The sequence below is a fragment of the Actinomadura sp. NPDC000929 genome, from assembly GCF_040492065.1.
Lineage (GTDB): Bacteria > Actinomycetota > Actinomycetes > Streptosporangiales > Streptosporangiaceae > Spirillospora > Spirillospora verrucosospora.
This window is the reverse complement of the sequence record NZ_JBEUPA010000046.1, coordinates 18,293-33,088: the sequence shown is the minus strand read 5'-3', so window position 1 is coordinate 33,088 and position 14,796 is coordinate 18,293. Positions and strand designations below refer to the sequence as shown.

Here is a 14,796-nt window from a genome sequence, read left to right as displayed (position 1 = left end):
AGTGTTGGTGGCGAGGGATAGCATCACGGTCTGGCCGGACGGGAAACTGCCAGGTTGTCCTCCTGTGGCCCGAACTGGCTCGCTATGGCCGTTGGACGTCACACGTGCGCACAGCACGGTCAACTTCGGCATGGGGGGCGGTACGGGATGCCGGGGAAGTGGGAGCGCCATGTGGGTTCGGCGATGCGCGGTGGGCCGAGGGGACAGAGGGAGGCGGCCGCGGTGTCGGTGGTCCACAGGCGGGCGGTGTAGTCGGCGCCGCCGGTCGCCAGGTACGGCATGCCGGGTGAGAAGGCGACCGCGTAGACCGTCCCGCGATGTCCGGTGAGCAGCGCAGACCGGACGGGTTCCGTCCCGAGCGTCCACAGCGCGGTGGCCCCGTCGGAGCCGGCCGTTGCGAGGAGCCGGCCGTCAGGGCTGAAGGCCACCGAGTAGACGGCGTCGGAGCCCGTGCTCAGGCGGTGGACCTCGTGCGGCCGGCGGGCGTTGGTGATGTCCCAGAGGATCGTGGTGCGGTCGGCGGCGCCGCTGGCGAGGAGCCGGCCGTCCGGGGAAAAGGCAACGGCGTTCACGCCGTTGGCGTGGCCCTTCAGGGTCGCGGTCCTGGAGTTGCCCCGGGTGTCCCAGAGCTGGACGGTATGATCAGCGCCGGCCGTGGCGAGGAGCCGGCCGTTCGGTGAGTAGGCGAGCGCCTGGACGCCGGAGGCGTGGCCGCGCAGCACGGCGGGCGGGCTCTGTGGCGCGTCGGAGGCCCAGACGGTGACGTCGGGATCCTCTCCGGCTATGGCCAGATGCCGTCCATCGGGCGCGAACGCTACGGCGAACACGTTGCCGCGGTCCGGACGGAGTGTGATGGCGAGCCGGGGACGGGCCGGAGCGGCCACGTCGTAGACGCCGACCGTCCCGTCGAGGTCACCGGCCGCTAGCCGCCGGGAGTCGGGGCTGAAGGCGACCGACTGCACATGGTCGCCGAGGCCGCCGACCGACGCGACGGCGCGTGGGACGTGCGGATCGGTGACGTCCCAGAGGCGCAACGCCTGGTAGCTGCCGATGGCCAGCCGCCTCCGGTCGGGGCTGAAGGCGAGTGAGTCGACCTCGCCGTTGTTGCCGCCGAGGATCGGGCGGCGCAGGTCCCACAGGCGGATCGTGTCGTCGGCGCCCGCGCTCGCCAGGGTCAGGCCGTCAGGGGAGAAGTCCAGCGAGTAGACGGTGTCGGAAGGGCCCTCCAGGACGACCGGGGCGCTCGGCCGCCGGGGATCCGTCGTGTCCCAGAGGCGGATCGAGTGGTCGTAGGAGCCGGTGGCGAGCGTCCGGCCGGCGAAGGACGCGCCGCTGACGCCGCTCGTGTGGCCCTGCAGGCCGGCGACGTGGTCGAAGCGCGTTCCGGAGACCGCCCACAGGTGAACGAGACCGTCGAAACCGCTGGCCGACAGGACGTCGCCGTCCGGGCTGAACGCGACGCTCAGGATCCGGTCGGAGTTTCCCTTCAGATCGGGCAGGCGGCGCGGCCGGCCGGGCGCCGAGACGTCCCAGACGTGCGCGTTCTTCTCGTAGGCCCCCGCGACGAGGACGCGCGCGTCGGGGCTGAAGGCCAGGGCGCTCACCCCCGCGCCCGCACCGGTCAGCACCGCGAGCGGCTTCGCCCGTGCGGGGTCGACGACGTTCCACAGCCGGACCGTCCGGTCGTATCCGCCGGACGCGAGGGTACGGCCGTCAGCGGCGAAGGCGAGCGCCCGGACGCCGTCGGAGTGGCCCCGCAGCGTCACGAGCGGCGCTGGTCGGGCCGGGTCGGCGACGTTCCACAGCCGGACCGTCCGGTCGTCTCCGGTGGTCGCGAGGGTACGGCCGTCCGGACTGAACACCGCGGCCGTCACCGCGGCGGAGTGGCCGGTCAACACGGTCAGCGGCGCGGGATTGCGCGGGTCCGCGAGGTTCCACAGCCGGACGGTGCCGTCCAGGCTCGCGCTCGCCAGCGTCCTGCCGTCGGGGCTGTACTGGATCTGGTAGACGGCGCCCGTATGGCCGGACATCTGGACCGCGTACGGCGCCGCGTATCCGCTGAGCAGGCTGCCGCGCGCCTCGGTCGTCGGGGCGAGCCGGAACGCCGCGAGAGACAGCTGCGCGGCCAGCGCCGGATCGGCCGCCCGCAGCGACGTCGCCTCATTGGCGACCTTTGCCGACAGCGCGTCGTCACGCTGACGGGACACGGTGCCCGTCGCCCGCAGCGCGACGAGGCTCGTCACGGCGGTCACCAGCACGAGGACGCTCAGGAACGCGACGAGGCGGTAGAGCCGGCGGATCCGGGCGCGTTCACGCCGCGCGCCCGCCACGACGAACTCCCGCACCCGTGACGGCACCGTGCCCGGTGCGGCCCCCTCCACCCACGCCCGCGCCTCCGCCAGGCGCAGGCCCTGGTAGAGGAGCGCGTCGTCGCCGGGCTCGCGTTCCCATTCCTGCGCGGCCTCCGCGAGGCGCTGGCCGAACAGCAGCCGGTCGCGGTCGAGCTCGATCCACTCCGACAGCCGCGGCCAGCAGCGGATCAGCGCCTCATGGGTGATCTGCAGGCCGTCGCGGTCCCGGGTCAGCAGCCGTGCGGCGACGAAGGGGGCCGCGACGTCGGCGAGCCCGTCGACGTCGGCGCTCGGGATCCGGTGCCGGGTCGCCGCCCTGGGACCGGAGATCCGCACGAGCTGGAGGAAGAGCGCCTTGACCAGCTCGCCCTCCGGTCCGTCGAACGTCTCGTACACCGCCTCCGCGGACTTGGCGATCGCGCCATGGATCCCGCCTCCTGCGGTGTAGTCGGCGACGGTGAGCCGCTTGCGGTTGCCGTGCTCCCACGCCGTGCGCAGCGCGTGGGACAGCAACGGGAGCGCACCGGGATCGTGCGCGGCGGCGGTGTCGAGCTCGGCCGGAGCCAAGTCCCGCAGCACCAGCTCGACCAGGCCGTCCTCGACGTCCAGCGCGGCCTCGCGGGCCGGGCCGAGGACCGCGCCTCGCACCTCCGTCTCGTTCATCGGAGTGATCAGGAGCTGCCCCGCGCGCAGCACCTCGGCCACCGGAGGGCAGGCCAGCGCCTCGCCGTAGAAGTCGGCGCGGAGCGCCACGACGACGACTGACCCGGCGGGTACTCCGCCGCCGGTGAGGCCGGCGACGAACGCGTGACGCCCGGCCTCGTCCTCACACTGGGTGAAGACCTCCTCGAACTGGTCGACGACCAGGCAGCACGGATCGTCGAGGCACAGCGCGCGCAGGGCGGCGGCCGGATCCCTGCCAGGTGTCATCCGCACGGGTGGGAGCCGCCGGTCCGAGCTCAGCGCCGCGACGAGTCCCGCGCCGAGCAGCGACGACTTCCCCGAACCCGACGGCCCGACGACGGCCAGCGTCCCGCCGCCCGCGGCGGCCAGGCCAAGGACCCGCTCCAGCAGGTCGCCGGTCAGCCGTTCCCTGCCGTGGAACCAGCGGACGTCGGCCGGCTGGAAGGCTGCCAGCCCCGGATAGGGCGCTTCGGCGTTCGCCGCCCGCGGCCCGGGAGCCCGACGGAGCGCGGCAAGAGCGTCCGTCCACGGCTCGGGACCGGTGGCGCCGCAGACGGTCAGGATCGTGCGCAGGTTCTGCTGGGTGGGCAGGTGACGGCCGGAGAAGTAGCCGCCGAGCGTCGCCACCGGGATCGCGGTGGCGCGGGAGACGTCCCGGATGGTGAGCCCGGCGCGCTCGCGGAGCAGCGAGAGCGCCTCGGCGAATTCGGTTCGGTTCCGCGGGACTCGGTCGGGTGGTGGCTCCGTGGGCAAGAACACCGCCTCGGTGGGGGAGTGCGCCGAGATGAGCGTAATCGCGCGAGCACGCATCGATAAGCGGAGTTGCCGGTTGCGGCCGGGAAAGGGCACGTCCGGCCAGGGCGCGGGCCCTCGCCGGACGTGCCCGCCCTGATCACGGGATTCTGCGGAGCTTCACCTCGTCGACCTGGATCCACTCGGCGCCGTTGCCGACTCCCCAGAGCCCGGCGAAGACGGTGGCCTGGGTCTGGGTCGTCGTGCGGAAGACCGATGTGAGCTGGACGTAGTCCTTCTTGATCGGCCCGAAGTGCACCTCGCCGGGCGGCGGCCACGTCCCGGCGAGCCGGGCGCCGAAGAACCCGGTGTTGACCTTGTCGGAGGTGCGGAGCCAGCCGGTGAGCTCGTAGTGGGCGTTGGGGGACACCGGCACCGTCTGCAGGATCGCGTTCCAGTTGGAGGCGGTGGAAAACACGAACGCGTTGTTCCTGCCGGTGAGCATGTTGTTCAGACCGACGTCGACGCCCTTCCAGTCGGGGCCCTCGGTGAACCAGGGGGAGGAGACCGGCGGACGCGGGTCGCCGTTGAGCGGCCGGTCGAACTCGAAGCCGCCGTTGAACAGGTCCTCGACCTGAAGGTCCCACGTCGGGTAGTTGCCGTCGAAGCGGTGCAGGGGTGCGCCCGACAGGTCGACGCTGGAGACCGTCTGGAATGCGCCGAGGGTGAACGAGCGGGTCGCCGCCTGTACGCGGTCCATGTTCCAGTTGTCGAAGACGCCGAACGGGTCGTTGACAACCTCCAGGCGCAGGCCGCTGACTTCGTCGGCGACCATCCCGTGGCTGTCCAGGCAGATCCGGACGGGACTGACCTCGCCGCCGCCCCAGTTCTTGCCGCGGTTGACGTTCTCGATGCGGAACGCCGGTTTGTTCCGCAGCACGACGGTGATCGCCAGGTTGGAGTCGCCGAGCCAGTTGTCGCCGCGCAGGTCGTCGGCGCCGGTCTTGAACGTCAGGAGGATGTCCTGTCTGGCCCCCGGGTCGCAGAAGTGCTCCTCCAAGGCCTCGGCGGCCGCCGACCCGACGCCGAGCAACGACCCGGCCAGAGCCACCGCGCCCACCAAGGCCGCGAGGGCCCTCTTCCTCGTTCTCATGTCTCTCCCATTTCGCTGGTGCCGTCCGGCGCACGGGCGCCGGCCCCGCCATTGCAGCGGCCCATGACCAGCGCGGGAACCCTCACGGGGGATAACCGAACAAGTCCGAACACCCCGTCGGCACAAGCCAGATCGGAGGGAATCTCGGAGACCGGGGGAACCATGGGAAACACCGAGTCGAACGCCTGCCTGGTGGACTGACGCGAGGCATCTCGACACCATCCCGCCCCCACAGGTGCAGTTGCCCTGGGCGGCGGCTGGCGGTTGGCACTGAGAACGATCATGGTTGGCCAGCGCACTGGCGAGCGCCGTCCTCTGGCCGCGCCGGAAGCGTTTCCGCAGGTAGATGCGGCGCGTAAGGAAAACTACCTGGTTTGCGAACTTATGCTAAATGGAACTTCTTCTTGTGGGGTGTCACGTTGAGGGGGTGAGAAAGCGATCCGCGCCCGAGTTCTTCGCCCTGGCGGGCACTGTCGTGCTGTGGGCCTGCGCCTTCCCTGCCATCCGGGTGGGCGTGGCGGGGCTTGGTCTGGCCGCGCTGTCCTTCCTGCGGCTCGCGGTCGCCGCCGTGGCGCTGCTGGCCATGTCCCCGTTCGCGGCTGTGCGCCTGCCGCGCAGGCGGGACCTGCCGCTGATCGCGTTGTGCGGCTTGACCGGCATGACCGCCTATCAGGTCCTTCTCAACTGGGGAGAGGTGCACGTCGCGGCCGGCACGGCCAGTCTCCTGATCGCGATCGCACCCGTGTTCAGCGTGCTTCTGGCCAGTGCGTTCCTGTCCGAGCCCCTCACCCGGAACGTCGTCTTCGGCAGCTTGATCGCCATCGCGGGCACCGCGGTCGTCACCTTGGCCAGGGGGTATGCCGGCTTCAGCGCGGCCTCGCTGGTGGTGCTGGCCGCAGCCGTCGTCCAGGGCGTGTACCACTTCGCCAGCAAGCCGCTGCTCAGGTACTACAGCGGACTGGAGGTGGCCACCTACGCAATGGTCGCGGGCACCGTCTTCGCGCTGCCCCTAGCACCCGAGGCGGCGAAAGCAACTGCCGGCGCCCCGCCAGACGCTCTGTGGTCGGCGGTCTTCCTCGGTCTACTGCCTTCCGCACTCGGGTTCGTGATCTGGGGGTACGCGGTGGCGCGCCTACCTCTGGCCGCCTCCACCGCGGCCTTGTACCTGGTCCCGCCGGTGGCCCTGGTGGTCTCTTTCGTCTGGCTGGGCGAGAGACCTCTCCCTCTCGAACTGGCGGGAGGCGCGGTCACCGTGGCCGGGGTCGTCCTGATCAACCGCCGTAGGACCAGAAGGCGCGGGCCGGCAGCGTATGCGACTGCACGCCCTCCGGCCGCCTCCGCCCACGCCGGCCCCGACCCTCGGACGACACCGCAACGCCACTGAAGAGGTCTCCATGCTTGATGTGCGACGGCTGCGCATGCTGCAGCACCTGGCCGCGTACGGGACGATCGCCGCCACGGCCGACGCGCTGCATCTGACCGGCCCGGCCGTGTCGCAGCAGCTGGCTGTGCTGGAGCGCGAGGCCGGCGTGCCGGTGGTCGAGAAGCGGGGGCGCACGCTGTGCCTGACCCCGGCGGGGGAACTCCTCGTGGCGCACGCCGAGGTGATCCTCGGCGACCTCGCCGCCGCGGAGTCCGACCTGGCCGCCCTGCGGGGCGGGCATCACGGGGTGCTGCGCGTGGCCGCCTTCGCCTCCGCCGCACGCACCCTGCTGCCCCGCGTGTACCGACTACTCGCCCAGCATGAGGACGAGTCGGCGCCCACGCTCACCCTCCGGCTCGACGAGCAGGAACCCGACCAGGCGCTGGAGGGTCTGCAGAAGCACCGCGCCGACGTGGTCCTGGCCCACAGCTACTCGGTGCTGCCCCGTAACTTCCCGCAGAACAGCCGGCAGGACGTTCTCATGGATGACCCTGTGCTGCTGTGCCTGCACCCGGATCGTGCCCGCAGTCTCGGGCTCTCTCCTGGTCAGCCGGCGGACCTCGGTCGGCTTGCCGACGCCCCGTGGCTCACCCCCGGTCCCGAGGCGTCCTGTTACGAGATGATCCAGCGGGCCTGCGGCGCGGCGGGATTCGTCCCGGACATCCGGGTCCGCAGCAGCGACTTCTCGGTGCTGGTGGCCCTCGTCGCCGTGGACGCCGGGGTCGCCCTGGCCCCCCGCCTGGCCATCCCCGAACCTCACGACGGGGTCAGCCTGCATCCCCTGCTCGCGCCGGTCACCCGCACCATCTTCAGCGTCGTCCGCTTCGGCACTGCCCGCAACCCGGCCGTACATCTGTTCCGCACGCTCCTTGAACAGGCGGCTGCCCAGCATGGCCCCGCTCATCAGCCGGATCAGACCTGACCGCGTGGTCGAGGGACAGGCGCCGTCGAACGGCTTGACGAGATGCTTCGGGCACTGTCCCGGCTCAGCGCTGGGCCCGCCGCGAGTACGAGAACCGGGTCGGCACGCTCGCACCCTGAACGTGATCGTTCTCAGCTAAGAGCCGGTAGCCCGGGTGTGGTCGGTCATGTCAATTCCTCTCACTCGTGACCCTGGTTGTCGCTCCGTCCGAGGCGTAGTGCGGAGACGAGGAAGAAGATGCCGCCGAGCAGGGCGTAGCCGGCCACGTTGGCCAGGGAGGCGTCTGCGCTCGACGCCATGAGGAAGAACGACGTGCCGGCCAGCACCGAGATCGCCCCGCTGGCGATCATCGCCCACTGTCCTCCCATGCGGCGCCGTCGGACGGCCACGACGAGCTGCACGATGCCGGCCACGACGGCCCATGCGCCCCAGACTCGCAGGACGGCCGGCACCCCGGAGGTGAGGGCGACGGCGAGCAGGACGGCGGTAAGGGTGCTGATCGCGACGTTGACGTAGAGACCTGGGACGGAGCCGTTCGCGGATCCGTCGCTCGCGTTGACGCGCGCGGAGCGGGCATCGATGACGGCGGCCGCCACGTCGAACGCCGGGTACAGCACGATCAGCGCCGCGGTCAGCGGGTTGATGCTCGACGCGGTCGGGAACAGCAAGGCCGCCCAGACGAGGGCGAACCCGAAACGCACGAGGTAGAGCCGCCGGAGTGCCGCTGCGACACCGGTCGCAGCCGGGGCGGTGATGGTCATGACGAATTCCCTTCATTCGGGGTGGATCAGCGCGGGACGAACCTGGCCGTCGGCCGACCGGGCTGCGGCGGCCGCGACGGTCGTCCTCGACGAACCCCAGCCCACGGCGTTCCTCCGCGCGGTGGGGCGGCCTGCCGCGAGCTGGACGCGGCGCGGTCCGGCGCGGCACCGTTAGGTAGAAAGACTGTTCTCTCTTGCATGGCCGAGCTTGGCAGACGTCGCCCACGAATGCAAGACCGATCGTTCTTTCTGCTACGGTCGAGACATGGCTACACCGATCCGTCCCGCGCACGACGGCCAGAACGGCGGCGCGGGGAGGCAGGGGCGGTCTGAGGCCCGGGAACGGCTGCTGTCCACGGCCAGCGCCCTGTTCTATCGGGAGGGAATCCGAGCGGTCGGGGTCGAGCGGATCCTCGCCGAGGCCCCGGCCACGCGAGCAACGTTCTACCGGCACTTCCCGTCGAAGGAAGACCTCGTACTCGCCTACCTCCGCGGCGTCGACGCCCACATCCGCGCCAACACGCAGGCAGCCATCGAGGCCGCGCCGTCGCCGGCCGACGCGCTGCGCGCGATCGGCGCCGCCGTCGCCGCCGACCTGGCCAGACCAGAGTTCCGCGGATGCGCTTTCCTCAATGCTGCCAACGAGTACCCCGACCCCGACGACCCCGTGCGGCAGGTGGTCCTCGATCACCGGGCCTGGTACGTGACCACTCTTACGGAACTGTTCACGCAGGTCTTCGGAGGCTCACCGCGACGCGGCAAGCCAGAGCACGCCGCAAGGCACTTCGTCATGATGCGCGACGGCGCCATGACCGGCGCCCACCTCGACGGCGTCGAGAGCGTCGGTGGCGCGTTCAAACGCGGCGTTGAGGGTCTCCTCACCATGCTCCACTGAGCACTCGCCCGCCTCGCAGCAACCGAGCTTCGTCCGGTCGCGTGACGCAGGGGGCATCCCGCAGCCTCGGGCCGATACTTCCCGATGCCGCCAGGCGCGAGTCAAGCGCTGATGCTCCGGAGGTGATGGAGGGCGGTCGGCGTGCGCTCCGAGGTTCGCTTGCGGGCCGTGCCAGCGGCTTTCCGCTGGCCAGCCCCACCGCGTGAAATGAATGGCCGCCGCCCGGAACCGAGAGCGGCGATATTTCCCTGTCGGAGTGGTCCAGGGCTCGAGTCCGTGCCACCGGCCCCAAGGCAGCTCTGTGTGATGAGCCCGGGAAGCTGACTCTCAGCTGGCGGGCTCTGCGGCCGGGGCCCCGACCACGGTGCCTGCCAGCTGAGAGTCGGTTCGTCTCAGGCGGCCGGGGTGTAGATCTGGTTGATCACGCCGGTGGTGAAGGTTTCGGATGTGGCCAGGTTCAGCTTGATGGTGTCGAGGCCGTCGAACCAGCGGGCGCCCTTGCCGACGACGATGGGGTGGACGAACAGCTGCAGCTGGTCCAGAAGCCCCGTCTCCAGCAGGGACCTCACGAGGGTGAGGCTGCCGGTGACGGCGATGTCCTTGCCCTCGGAGCTCTTGAGCGCGTGGAGCCCGGCAGCCACGTCACCACTGATGATCTCGGTGTTGTTCCAGGTGGCTTCGGTGAGCGTGTTGGTGACCACGTACTTCTTCTGGTCGTTCATGAAGCCGGCGAACTCGTCCTGGCTGGTGGGCCAGTAGGCGGCGAACTCCTCGTACTGGACACGCCCGAGCAGCATCGCGTCACAGCCGGCCATGGCCCCACCGACTGCGTTGCCCATCTCGTCGTTGAAGTACGGGAAGTGCCAGGTGTCGGGGGCCTCTGCCACGCCGTCCAGCGACACGAACAGGCTACTGATGATCTTGCGCATTGGATTCTCCTCGCCTAGGGGGTGAACCGTACCGTACGGTACTGCCCGACGGTACGGTACCGTACGGTACTGTTCGGACAGAGTCAATGTTCGTTCTGGCAGAGCAGAACCAGGAGAAGCGACGATGCCGAAAGCCGAACCTCCGCGGGCGGGCGCCGGGGAGGATCTCGCCGCGCAGACGCGGCGCCGGATCATGGATGCGGCGATGGAGGTGTTCCTACGCGACGGCTACGTCGGCGCGAAGACCGACGAGATCGCTTCGGTGGCTGGAGCGTCGAAGCAGACGATCTACAAGCACTTCGGGCGCAAGGAGAAGCTGTTCGAGCAGATCGTTCTCGATCGCCTGGGCGGCATCGATGAGCTCTTCCAGGCCGCCCTGGGGGAGCTGGCGATCACCGATGACGTCGAGACCACCCTGACGGCGGTCGCGCGCCAGTTCGTCCACGCCATCACGCAACCCTCACACCTGCGCGTGCGTCGCCTGGTCATCGCCGAAGCCGGTCGCTTCCCCGAACTCGGCCGTGCCTACTTCGAGGCAGGCCCCGAGCGAGTGCACGCCGCGCTGGCATCGTCCTTCGAGCAACTGACCCACCGCGGACTGCTGCGGATCGAAGACCCCGTCCTCGCGGCCAACCATTTCACCTGGCTGGTCGTCTCGATCCCGGTCAACAAGGTCATGTTCTGCGGTGAGGACGTCCATTTCGCGCCAGCCGAACTCGACCACTACGCCGACACCGCCGTTCGCGCCTTCGCCGCCGCCTACCGCGCGTCCTGAGCGGCTGAAACGTCCTCGGGTGTCGGTCTAGCGACGCCCGAGGACTCAGGAAAGTGGCAGGGATTGGCGAGCCACCGGAATCCTCGGCGAAGGGAGGCGCGTGCAGATCGTCTCGGCGGCCGCCGTGAGCTCGCCGAGACGATCCGCCGCTGTCTGGGGGCCGGGGAGTTTCTTGAGGCGGTTACGCACGTATGCGCGCGTACGGCGCCGAGGTCGTAGGAGGGCGAGCGGTCCGGGGACTCTCGCGGGTGTGGGCGTGCGGCGGGTGGTGCGGGATCGGCATCAGGTGCCGGGGGAACGGTGCCGCGGATATCGTCGGCCCATGAGCGAGCCCCTTCTCGGTGAGTCGGTGACGTTGCGTCCGGCGACGATGGACGATGTGCCCGCGCTGGCGGCGATTCGCGCGAGGCCGGAGGTCCGCCGGTGGTGGCGAGGTGGAACCGACCTGGTAGCCGAGGTGGCCCGCGAGCTCGCCGATACCGACACGGGGAAACTGGTCATCGAACACGAAGGCCGGACCGTCGGCCTGATCCAGTGGCACGCCGAGCAGGACCCCGACTACCGCCACGCCGGCATCGACATCTACCTCGACCCGTCAGTGCACGGTCGCGGCCTGGGGCCCGACGCGATCCGCACTCTCGCCAGGCACTTGTTCGAGGACCACGGCCACCACCGGATCACCATCGACCCGGCCGCCTCCAACGCCGCCGCCATCCGCTGCTACGAGAAGGTCGGCTTCCGTCCGGTCGGCGTCATGCGCCAGTACGAACGCGACATCGACGGCACGTGGCACGACGGCCTCCTCATGGACCTCCTGGCCGACGAGTTGGCCGACCGCGTCCAGGCGACGGGTGGCGGGATGAAAGCTCTGCCAGGCGAGTAGCCGCCCCGTGATGGGGCCTGCCAAATCCACTGTCCGTTCCGGCGCCCGTCAGACCGGGACGCCGACGACCTCCAGTAGCCGCAGCCGCTCGGCGGTCTCGCTGCCCTCCGCCACGGTGAAGGCCATGATCCGCAGATCGCTGCCGAGCGCCGCGAGGATGTCGCAGTCGAGGGTGAGTTCGCCGACGCTCGCGTGCCGGATCGTCTTGGTCAGGGGCTCGTGTACACCTACCACGCCGGAGTCCCACAGCGCCGCGAAGTCACCGCTCCGGGCACGGAGCTCATCGATCAGTGCGGCCAGTCCGGCATCCTTCGGATAGCGAGCCGCCGCCGCTCTCAGGTCGGACATGAAGGCGGCGCGGTTACCCGTCTCCCTGCTCATGGCCTGGGGGTATCCGGCGGGCGGTTCCACGAAGGACCACCACACCGCATTCCTCCCGAAGCCGCGCGACGTGGGCGGGTTGCCGAACAGCGCGGCCCACAACCGGTTCCACGTGATGAGGTTCCATGCGGCGTCGTACACGCTCAGCGGTGTGCCGGTCAGCCGATCCAGCAGGCGCTGCACGCCGGCTGGCACATGGTCGGAAATCTGTCCGGGGCCCGGCACCGCCTGACCGGCGAGCACGAAGAGGTGCTCACGCTCCGCCGTCGTGAGCCGCAACGCCCGAGCCAGCGCGGACAGTACTTGGGGGGACGGATTCGTCGACCTGCTCTGTTCGAGCCGCACGATGTAGTCGACGGACAAGCCGGTGAGCAGGGCGAGCTCCTCACGCCGCAGGCCTGGCGCGCGCCGGCGTCCGTCGTCCGGCAGGCCGGCCTCGGCCGGTTTCGTGCGATCCCGCCAGGCGTGCAGGGCCCTGCCAAGATCCGTGGATCCGGTCATCTCCCCAGTATGGGCAGTCGGCCGCGTCCCGTCGTGGTACTCCCGGTCCACTGGCTGCGGCGGGTACTGGTTGATGCCCGCAGGTCCGCGGAAGGTGGATGTACCGGCCGACGGGCGGTGGCCGGCCGGGATCCACTCGCCGGTCGGGACCGAAGGAGCACGTTCATGAAGTATCGCAACCTCGGGCGAACCGGGATCAAGGTGAGCCCCTATGCACTCGGCACGTTGATGTTCGCCAGCCAGATGGGCAACGACCCAGACGAGTCGGTCAGGATCATCCACAAGGCGATGGACGCCGGGATCAACCTCATCGATACCGCCGACCGCTACGCCGACTCCGAGGACATCGTCGGAAAGGCCCTCAAGGGCCGCCGCGACGAGGTGGTCCTGGCCACCAAGGTCGGCATGCCCATGGGCGAGGGCGTCAACCAACAGGGTGCCTCACGCCGCTGGATCACCACCGCCGTCGAGAACTCCCTGCGCCGGCTCGGCACCGACTACATCGACATTTATCAGCTCCAGCGGCCTGACCCGGACACCGACCTGGAGGAGACCCTTGCCGTTCTGACCGACCTCGTCGGGGCCGGCAAGGTGCGCGTGATCGGTTCCTCGACGACGCCCGCCTCGGTGATCGTCCAGGCTCAGTGGGCCGCCGAACGCGCCGGCCTGCAGCGGTTCCGCACCGAGCAGCCGCCGTACTCCATCCTGAACCGCGGCATCGAACGGGAGGTCCTGCCGCTGGCGCAGGAGTACGGCATGGGCGTCATGGCGTGGGGTCCATTCGGCCAGGGCCTGCTGACCGGCAGAGTGCGCAAGGGCGGTGAGAACGACCTCAAACGCGTCCAGTTCTCCCGCCACCTCACCGACGAGCGCCGCATCGACGTCGTCGAACATCTCATCCCGCTCGCCGAGGAGGCCGGCCTGCCCATGACCCACCTGGCCATGGCGTTCGCCATCGCCCACCCGGGCGTCACCGCCGCGCTCCTCGGCCCGCGCACCATGGAACACCTCGACGACCTTCTGGCCGGCGCCGACGTCGAGCTGCCCGACGACATCCTCGACCGGATCGACAAGATCGTCCCGCCGGGCACCGAGGTCAGCGCGCTCGACCAGGAGTACAAGCCCCCGGCATTGCTCGACCCCGCTCTCCGCCGTCGTCCCGCCGGGCTCCGGTCGGCGGCCTGAGCCAGGCGGCGGTCTGCCCAGGGAGGTGGTCCAACACGGTGTACGCGGTGGCGTTCAGCCCGGACGGCGAACGCTTGGCCAGCAGCTTTTAGTAGGTCTTCAGTGACAGGTCGGCGTCGGGCTCGTCGGACGGCTCGGTGAGCTGGGCGGCCATGGCGTCGAACATCTCTTGCGTGGGCTGGGCGAAGACGTACTGGCTGCCGTGGACGCCGATCTCCTGGTTGCGCGCGACATGCTCGCGCAGGGCCGATTCGTAGGCGGTGAAGGCCGCTTCGTGGTCGCCGTCCGCGGTGGCGAGCTCGCCGGCCAGGACGTACGCACCGATCAGTGCCTGGGAGGTACCGCGTCCGGAGGTGGGGGCGGCGCAGTGGGCGGCGTCGCCGACGAGCACGATGCGGCCCTTGGACCAGGTCTCCATGCGGATCTGGGTCATGGCGTCGAAGTAGAGGTCACGGGTGGTGTCCAGTTTCTCCAGCAGGGCGGGCGTCTGCCAGCCGAGGTGGGCGGCCCGCTGCCGGAGGATCCTCTTGTGCGCTTCGATGTCGCGCCGGCCGTAGGCCAGGAGCTCGTCGGACTTGAACAGCAGGCCCACCCGAGCGGCCGCGTTGTTCTTGACGCTGAAGATGCTCAGCGCGGCTGTCTCACCATCGCCGGTGGCCATCCCTTCGTGGTCGAGGCCGAGGTGGTTGCCGGTCTCCCAGTAGCCGTAGTAGCAGCCCAGGTAGTGGGCGAAGTCCTCCTCGGGACCGAACGCCAGCCGGCGCACCGCCGAGTGAGCGCCGTCCGCGCCGATCACCAGGTCGAAGCGCTCCGGGGGCGCGTGCTCGAAGGTGACGCTCACCCCGTCCTCGTCCGGTTCCAGTGCGGTGATCGAGTCGCCGAAGCGGTACTCGACCCCGGCCTGTACGGCCCTGCCGTACAGGATCTCGATCAGTTCGTCGACGAGGACCTCCAGCTCACCGGCGTACAGGATCGACGGTATGACGGCGTACGGCGTTCCCTTGGCGTCCACGATGGTGCAGTCGCCGATGCCGGTGTCATGTTCCTTCACCTGCTCCAGCAGGCCCATCCGCTCCAGCACGGTCAGCGCGGGGCCGCGGAAGTCGACGGCCTGGCCGCCCTGCCGCAGGGCGGGGGCCTGTTCGACGACGGTCGGGGCGAATCCGTGATGCCGGAGCCAGTAGGCGACCGTCGATCCCGCCACCCCGCCGCCGGAGATCA

11 protein-coding genes and 1 pseudogene are annotated in these 14,796 nt (G+C 70.2%); 6 read left to right on the top strand and 6 right to left on the bottom strand.

The genetic code is table 11. The annotated features are described in order from the left end of the window. Nucleotides 1-119: 119 nt before the first annotated feature. Nucleotides 120-3,788, bottom strand: a complete 3,669-nt coding sequence (locus tag ABWI04_RS18550) for an nSTAND1 domain-containing NTPase (RefSeq protein ID WP_353833191.1) — start codon at nucleotides 3,786-3,788, stop codon at nucleotides 120-122. A gap of 139 nt (nucleotides 3,789-3,927) precedes the next feature. Further along, on the bottom strand, nucleotides 3,928-4,920 hold the full coding sequence (locus tag ABWI04_RS18545) for a hypothetical protein (RefSeq protein ID WP_353833190.1): 993 nt from the start codon (nucleotides 4,918-4,920) through the stop codon (nucleotides 3,928-3,930). Between the two features lie 391 nt (nucleotides 4,921-5,311). Here ABWI04_RS18545 and ABWI04_RS18540 point away from each other — a divergent pair, with 391 nt between their 5' ends. Both ABWI04_RS18540 and ABWI04_RS18535 read left to right on the top strand, forming a co-directional pair. Next, on the top strand, nucleotides 5,312-6,304 hold the full coding sequence (locus tag ABWI04_RS18540; RefSeq protein ID WP_353833189.1) for a DMT family transporter: 993 nt from the start codon (nucleotides 5,312-5,314) through the stop codon (nucleotides 6,302-6,304). Between the two features lie 10 nt (nucleotides 6,305-6,314). After that, nucleotides 6,315-7,265: a LysR substrate-binding domain-containing protein gene (locus ABWI04_RS18535; protein WP_353833188.1), complete on the top strand. Its 951-nt coding sequence runs from the start codon at nucleotides 6,315-6,317 to the stop codon at nucleotides 7,263-7,265. Nucleotides 7,266-7,444: 179 nt separating this feature from the next. On the opposite strand, the gene ABWI04_RS18530 is transcribed toward ABWI04_RS18535, so the two are convergent. Continuing rightward, on the bottom strand, nucleotides 7,445-8,026 hold the full coding sequence (locus tag ABWI04_RS18530) for a DUF308 domain-containing protein (protein ID WP_345181878.1): 582 nt from the start codon (nucleotides 8,024-8,026) through the stop codon (nucleotides 7,445-7,447). A 265-nt stretch (nucleotides 8,027-8,291) separates the two neighbouring features. On the opposite strand from ABWI04_RS18530, the gene ABWI04_RS18525 reads away from it, so the two are divergent. Further along, complete coding sequence (locus ABWI04_RS18525) at nucleotides 8,292-8,921, top strand: TetR/AcrR family transcriptional regulator (RefSeq protein ID WP_353833187.1); 630 nt, start codon at nucleotides 8,292-8,294, stop codon at nucleotides 8,919-8,921. 392 nt (nucleotides 8,922-9,313) lie between these two features. Here the strand turns inward: ABWI04_RS18525 and ABWI04_RS18520 are convergent, their stop codons facing one another. Continuing rightward, complete coding sequence (locus ABWI04_RS18520) at nucleotides 9,314-9,850, bottom strand: dihydrofolate reductase family protein (RefSeq protein WP_353833186.1); 537 nt, start codon at nucleotides 9,848-9,850, stop codon at nucleotides 9,314-9,316. A gap of 124 nt (nucleotides 9,851-9,974) precedes the next feature. Between ABWI04_RS18520 and ABWI04_RS18515 the strand changes: the two genes are divergently transcribed. Both ABWI04_RS18515 and ABWI04_RS18510 read left to right on the top strand, forming a co-directional pair. Next, nucleotides 9,975-10,625 (top strand): TetR/AcrR family transcriptional regulator, encoded by a 651-nt coding sequence (locus ABWI04_RS18515; RefSeq protein WP_345181872.1) that lies wholly within the window; start codon nucleotides 9,975-9,977, stop codon nucleotides 10,623-10,625. A gap of 322 nt (nucleotides 10,626-10,947) precedes the next feature. Further along, nucleotides 10,948-11,508: a GNAT family N-acetyltransferase gene (locus ABWI04_RS18510; protein ID WP_353833185.1), complete on the top strand. Its 561-nt coding sequence runs from the start codon at nucleotides 10,948-10,950 to the stop codon at nucleotides 11,506-11,508. A gap of 48 nt (nucleotides 11,509-11,556) precedes the next feature. On the opposite strand, the gene ABWI04_RS18505 is transcribed toward ABWI04_RS18510, so the two are convergent. Beyond that, entirely contained in the window at nucleotides 11,557-12,390 is an 834-nt protein-coding gene (locus tag ABWI04_RS18505) for a helix-turn-helix domain-containing protein (RefSeq protein WP_353833184.1), read from the bottom strand. A gap of 165 nt (nucleotides 12,391-12,555) precedes the next feature. Between ABWI04_RS18505 and ABWI04_RS18500 the strand changes: the two genes are divergently transcribed. Next, nucleotides 12,556-13,575: an aldo/keto reductase gene (locus ABWI04_RS18500; RefSeq protein WP_353833183.1), complete on the top strand. Its 1,020-nt coding sequence runs from the start codon at nucleotides 12,556-12,558 to the stop codon at nucleotides 13,573-13,575. An 88-nt stretch (nucleotides 13,576-13,663) separates the two neighbouring features. Here the strand turns inward: ABWI04_RS18500 and ABWI04_RS18495 are convergent. Beyond that, nucleotides 13,664-14,791: pseudogene (locus tag ABWI04_RS18495) on the bottom strand (FAD-dependent monooxygenase); the annotation flags it as partial. Nucleotides 14,792-14,796: the final 5 nt, after the last annotated feature.

Coding starts and splice junctions, on each gene's coding strand:
- ABWI04_RS18545 (WP_353833190.1), bottom strand. CDS start 4,920: ATGAGAACGAGGAAGAGGGCCCTCGCGGCCTTGGTGGGCGCGGTGGCT.
- ABWI04_RS18540 (WP_353833189.1), top strand. CDS start 5,312: ATGGAACTTCTTCTTGTGGGGTGTCACGTTGAGGGGGTGAGAAAGCGA.
- ABWI04_RS18535 (WP_353833188.1), top strand. CDS start 6,315: ATGCTTGATGTGCGACGGCTGCGCATGCTGCAGCACCTGGCCGCGTAC.
- ABWI04_RS18530 (WP_345181878.1), bottom strand. CDS start 8,026: ATGACCATCACCGCCCCGGCTGCGACCGGTGTCGCAGCGGCACTCCGG.
- ABWI04_RS18525 (WP_353833187.1), top strand. CDS start 8,292: ATGGCTACACCGATCCGTCCCGCGCACGACGGCCAGAACGGCGGCGCG.
- ABWI04_RS18520 (WP_353833186.1), bottom strand. CDS start 9,850: ATGCGCAAGATCATCAGTAGCCTGTTCGTGTCGCTGGACGGCGTGGCA.
- ABWI04_RS18515 (WP_345181872.1), top strand. CDS start 9,975: ATGCCGAAAGCCGAACCTCCGCGGGCGGGCGCCGGGGAGGATCTCGCC.
- ABWI04_RS18510 (WP_353833185.1), top strand. CDS start 10,948: ATGAGCGAGCCCCTTCTCGGTGAGTCGGTGACGTTGCGTCCGGCGACG.
- ABWI04_RS18505 (WP_353833184.1), bottom strand. CDS start 12,390: ATGACCGGATCCACGGATCTTGGCAGGGCCCTGCACGCCTGGCGGGAT.
- ABWI04_RS18500 (WP_353833183.1), top strand. CDS start 12,556: ATGAAGTATCGCAACCTCGGGCGAACCGGGATCAAGGTGAGCCCCTAT.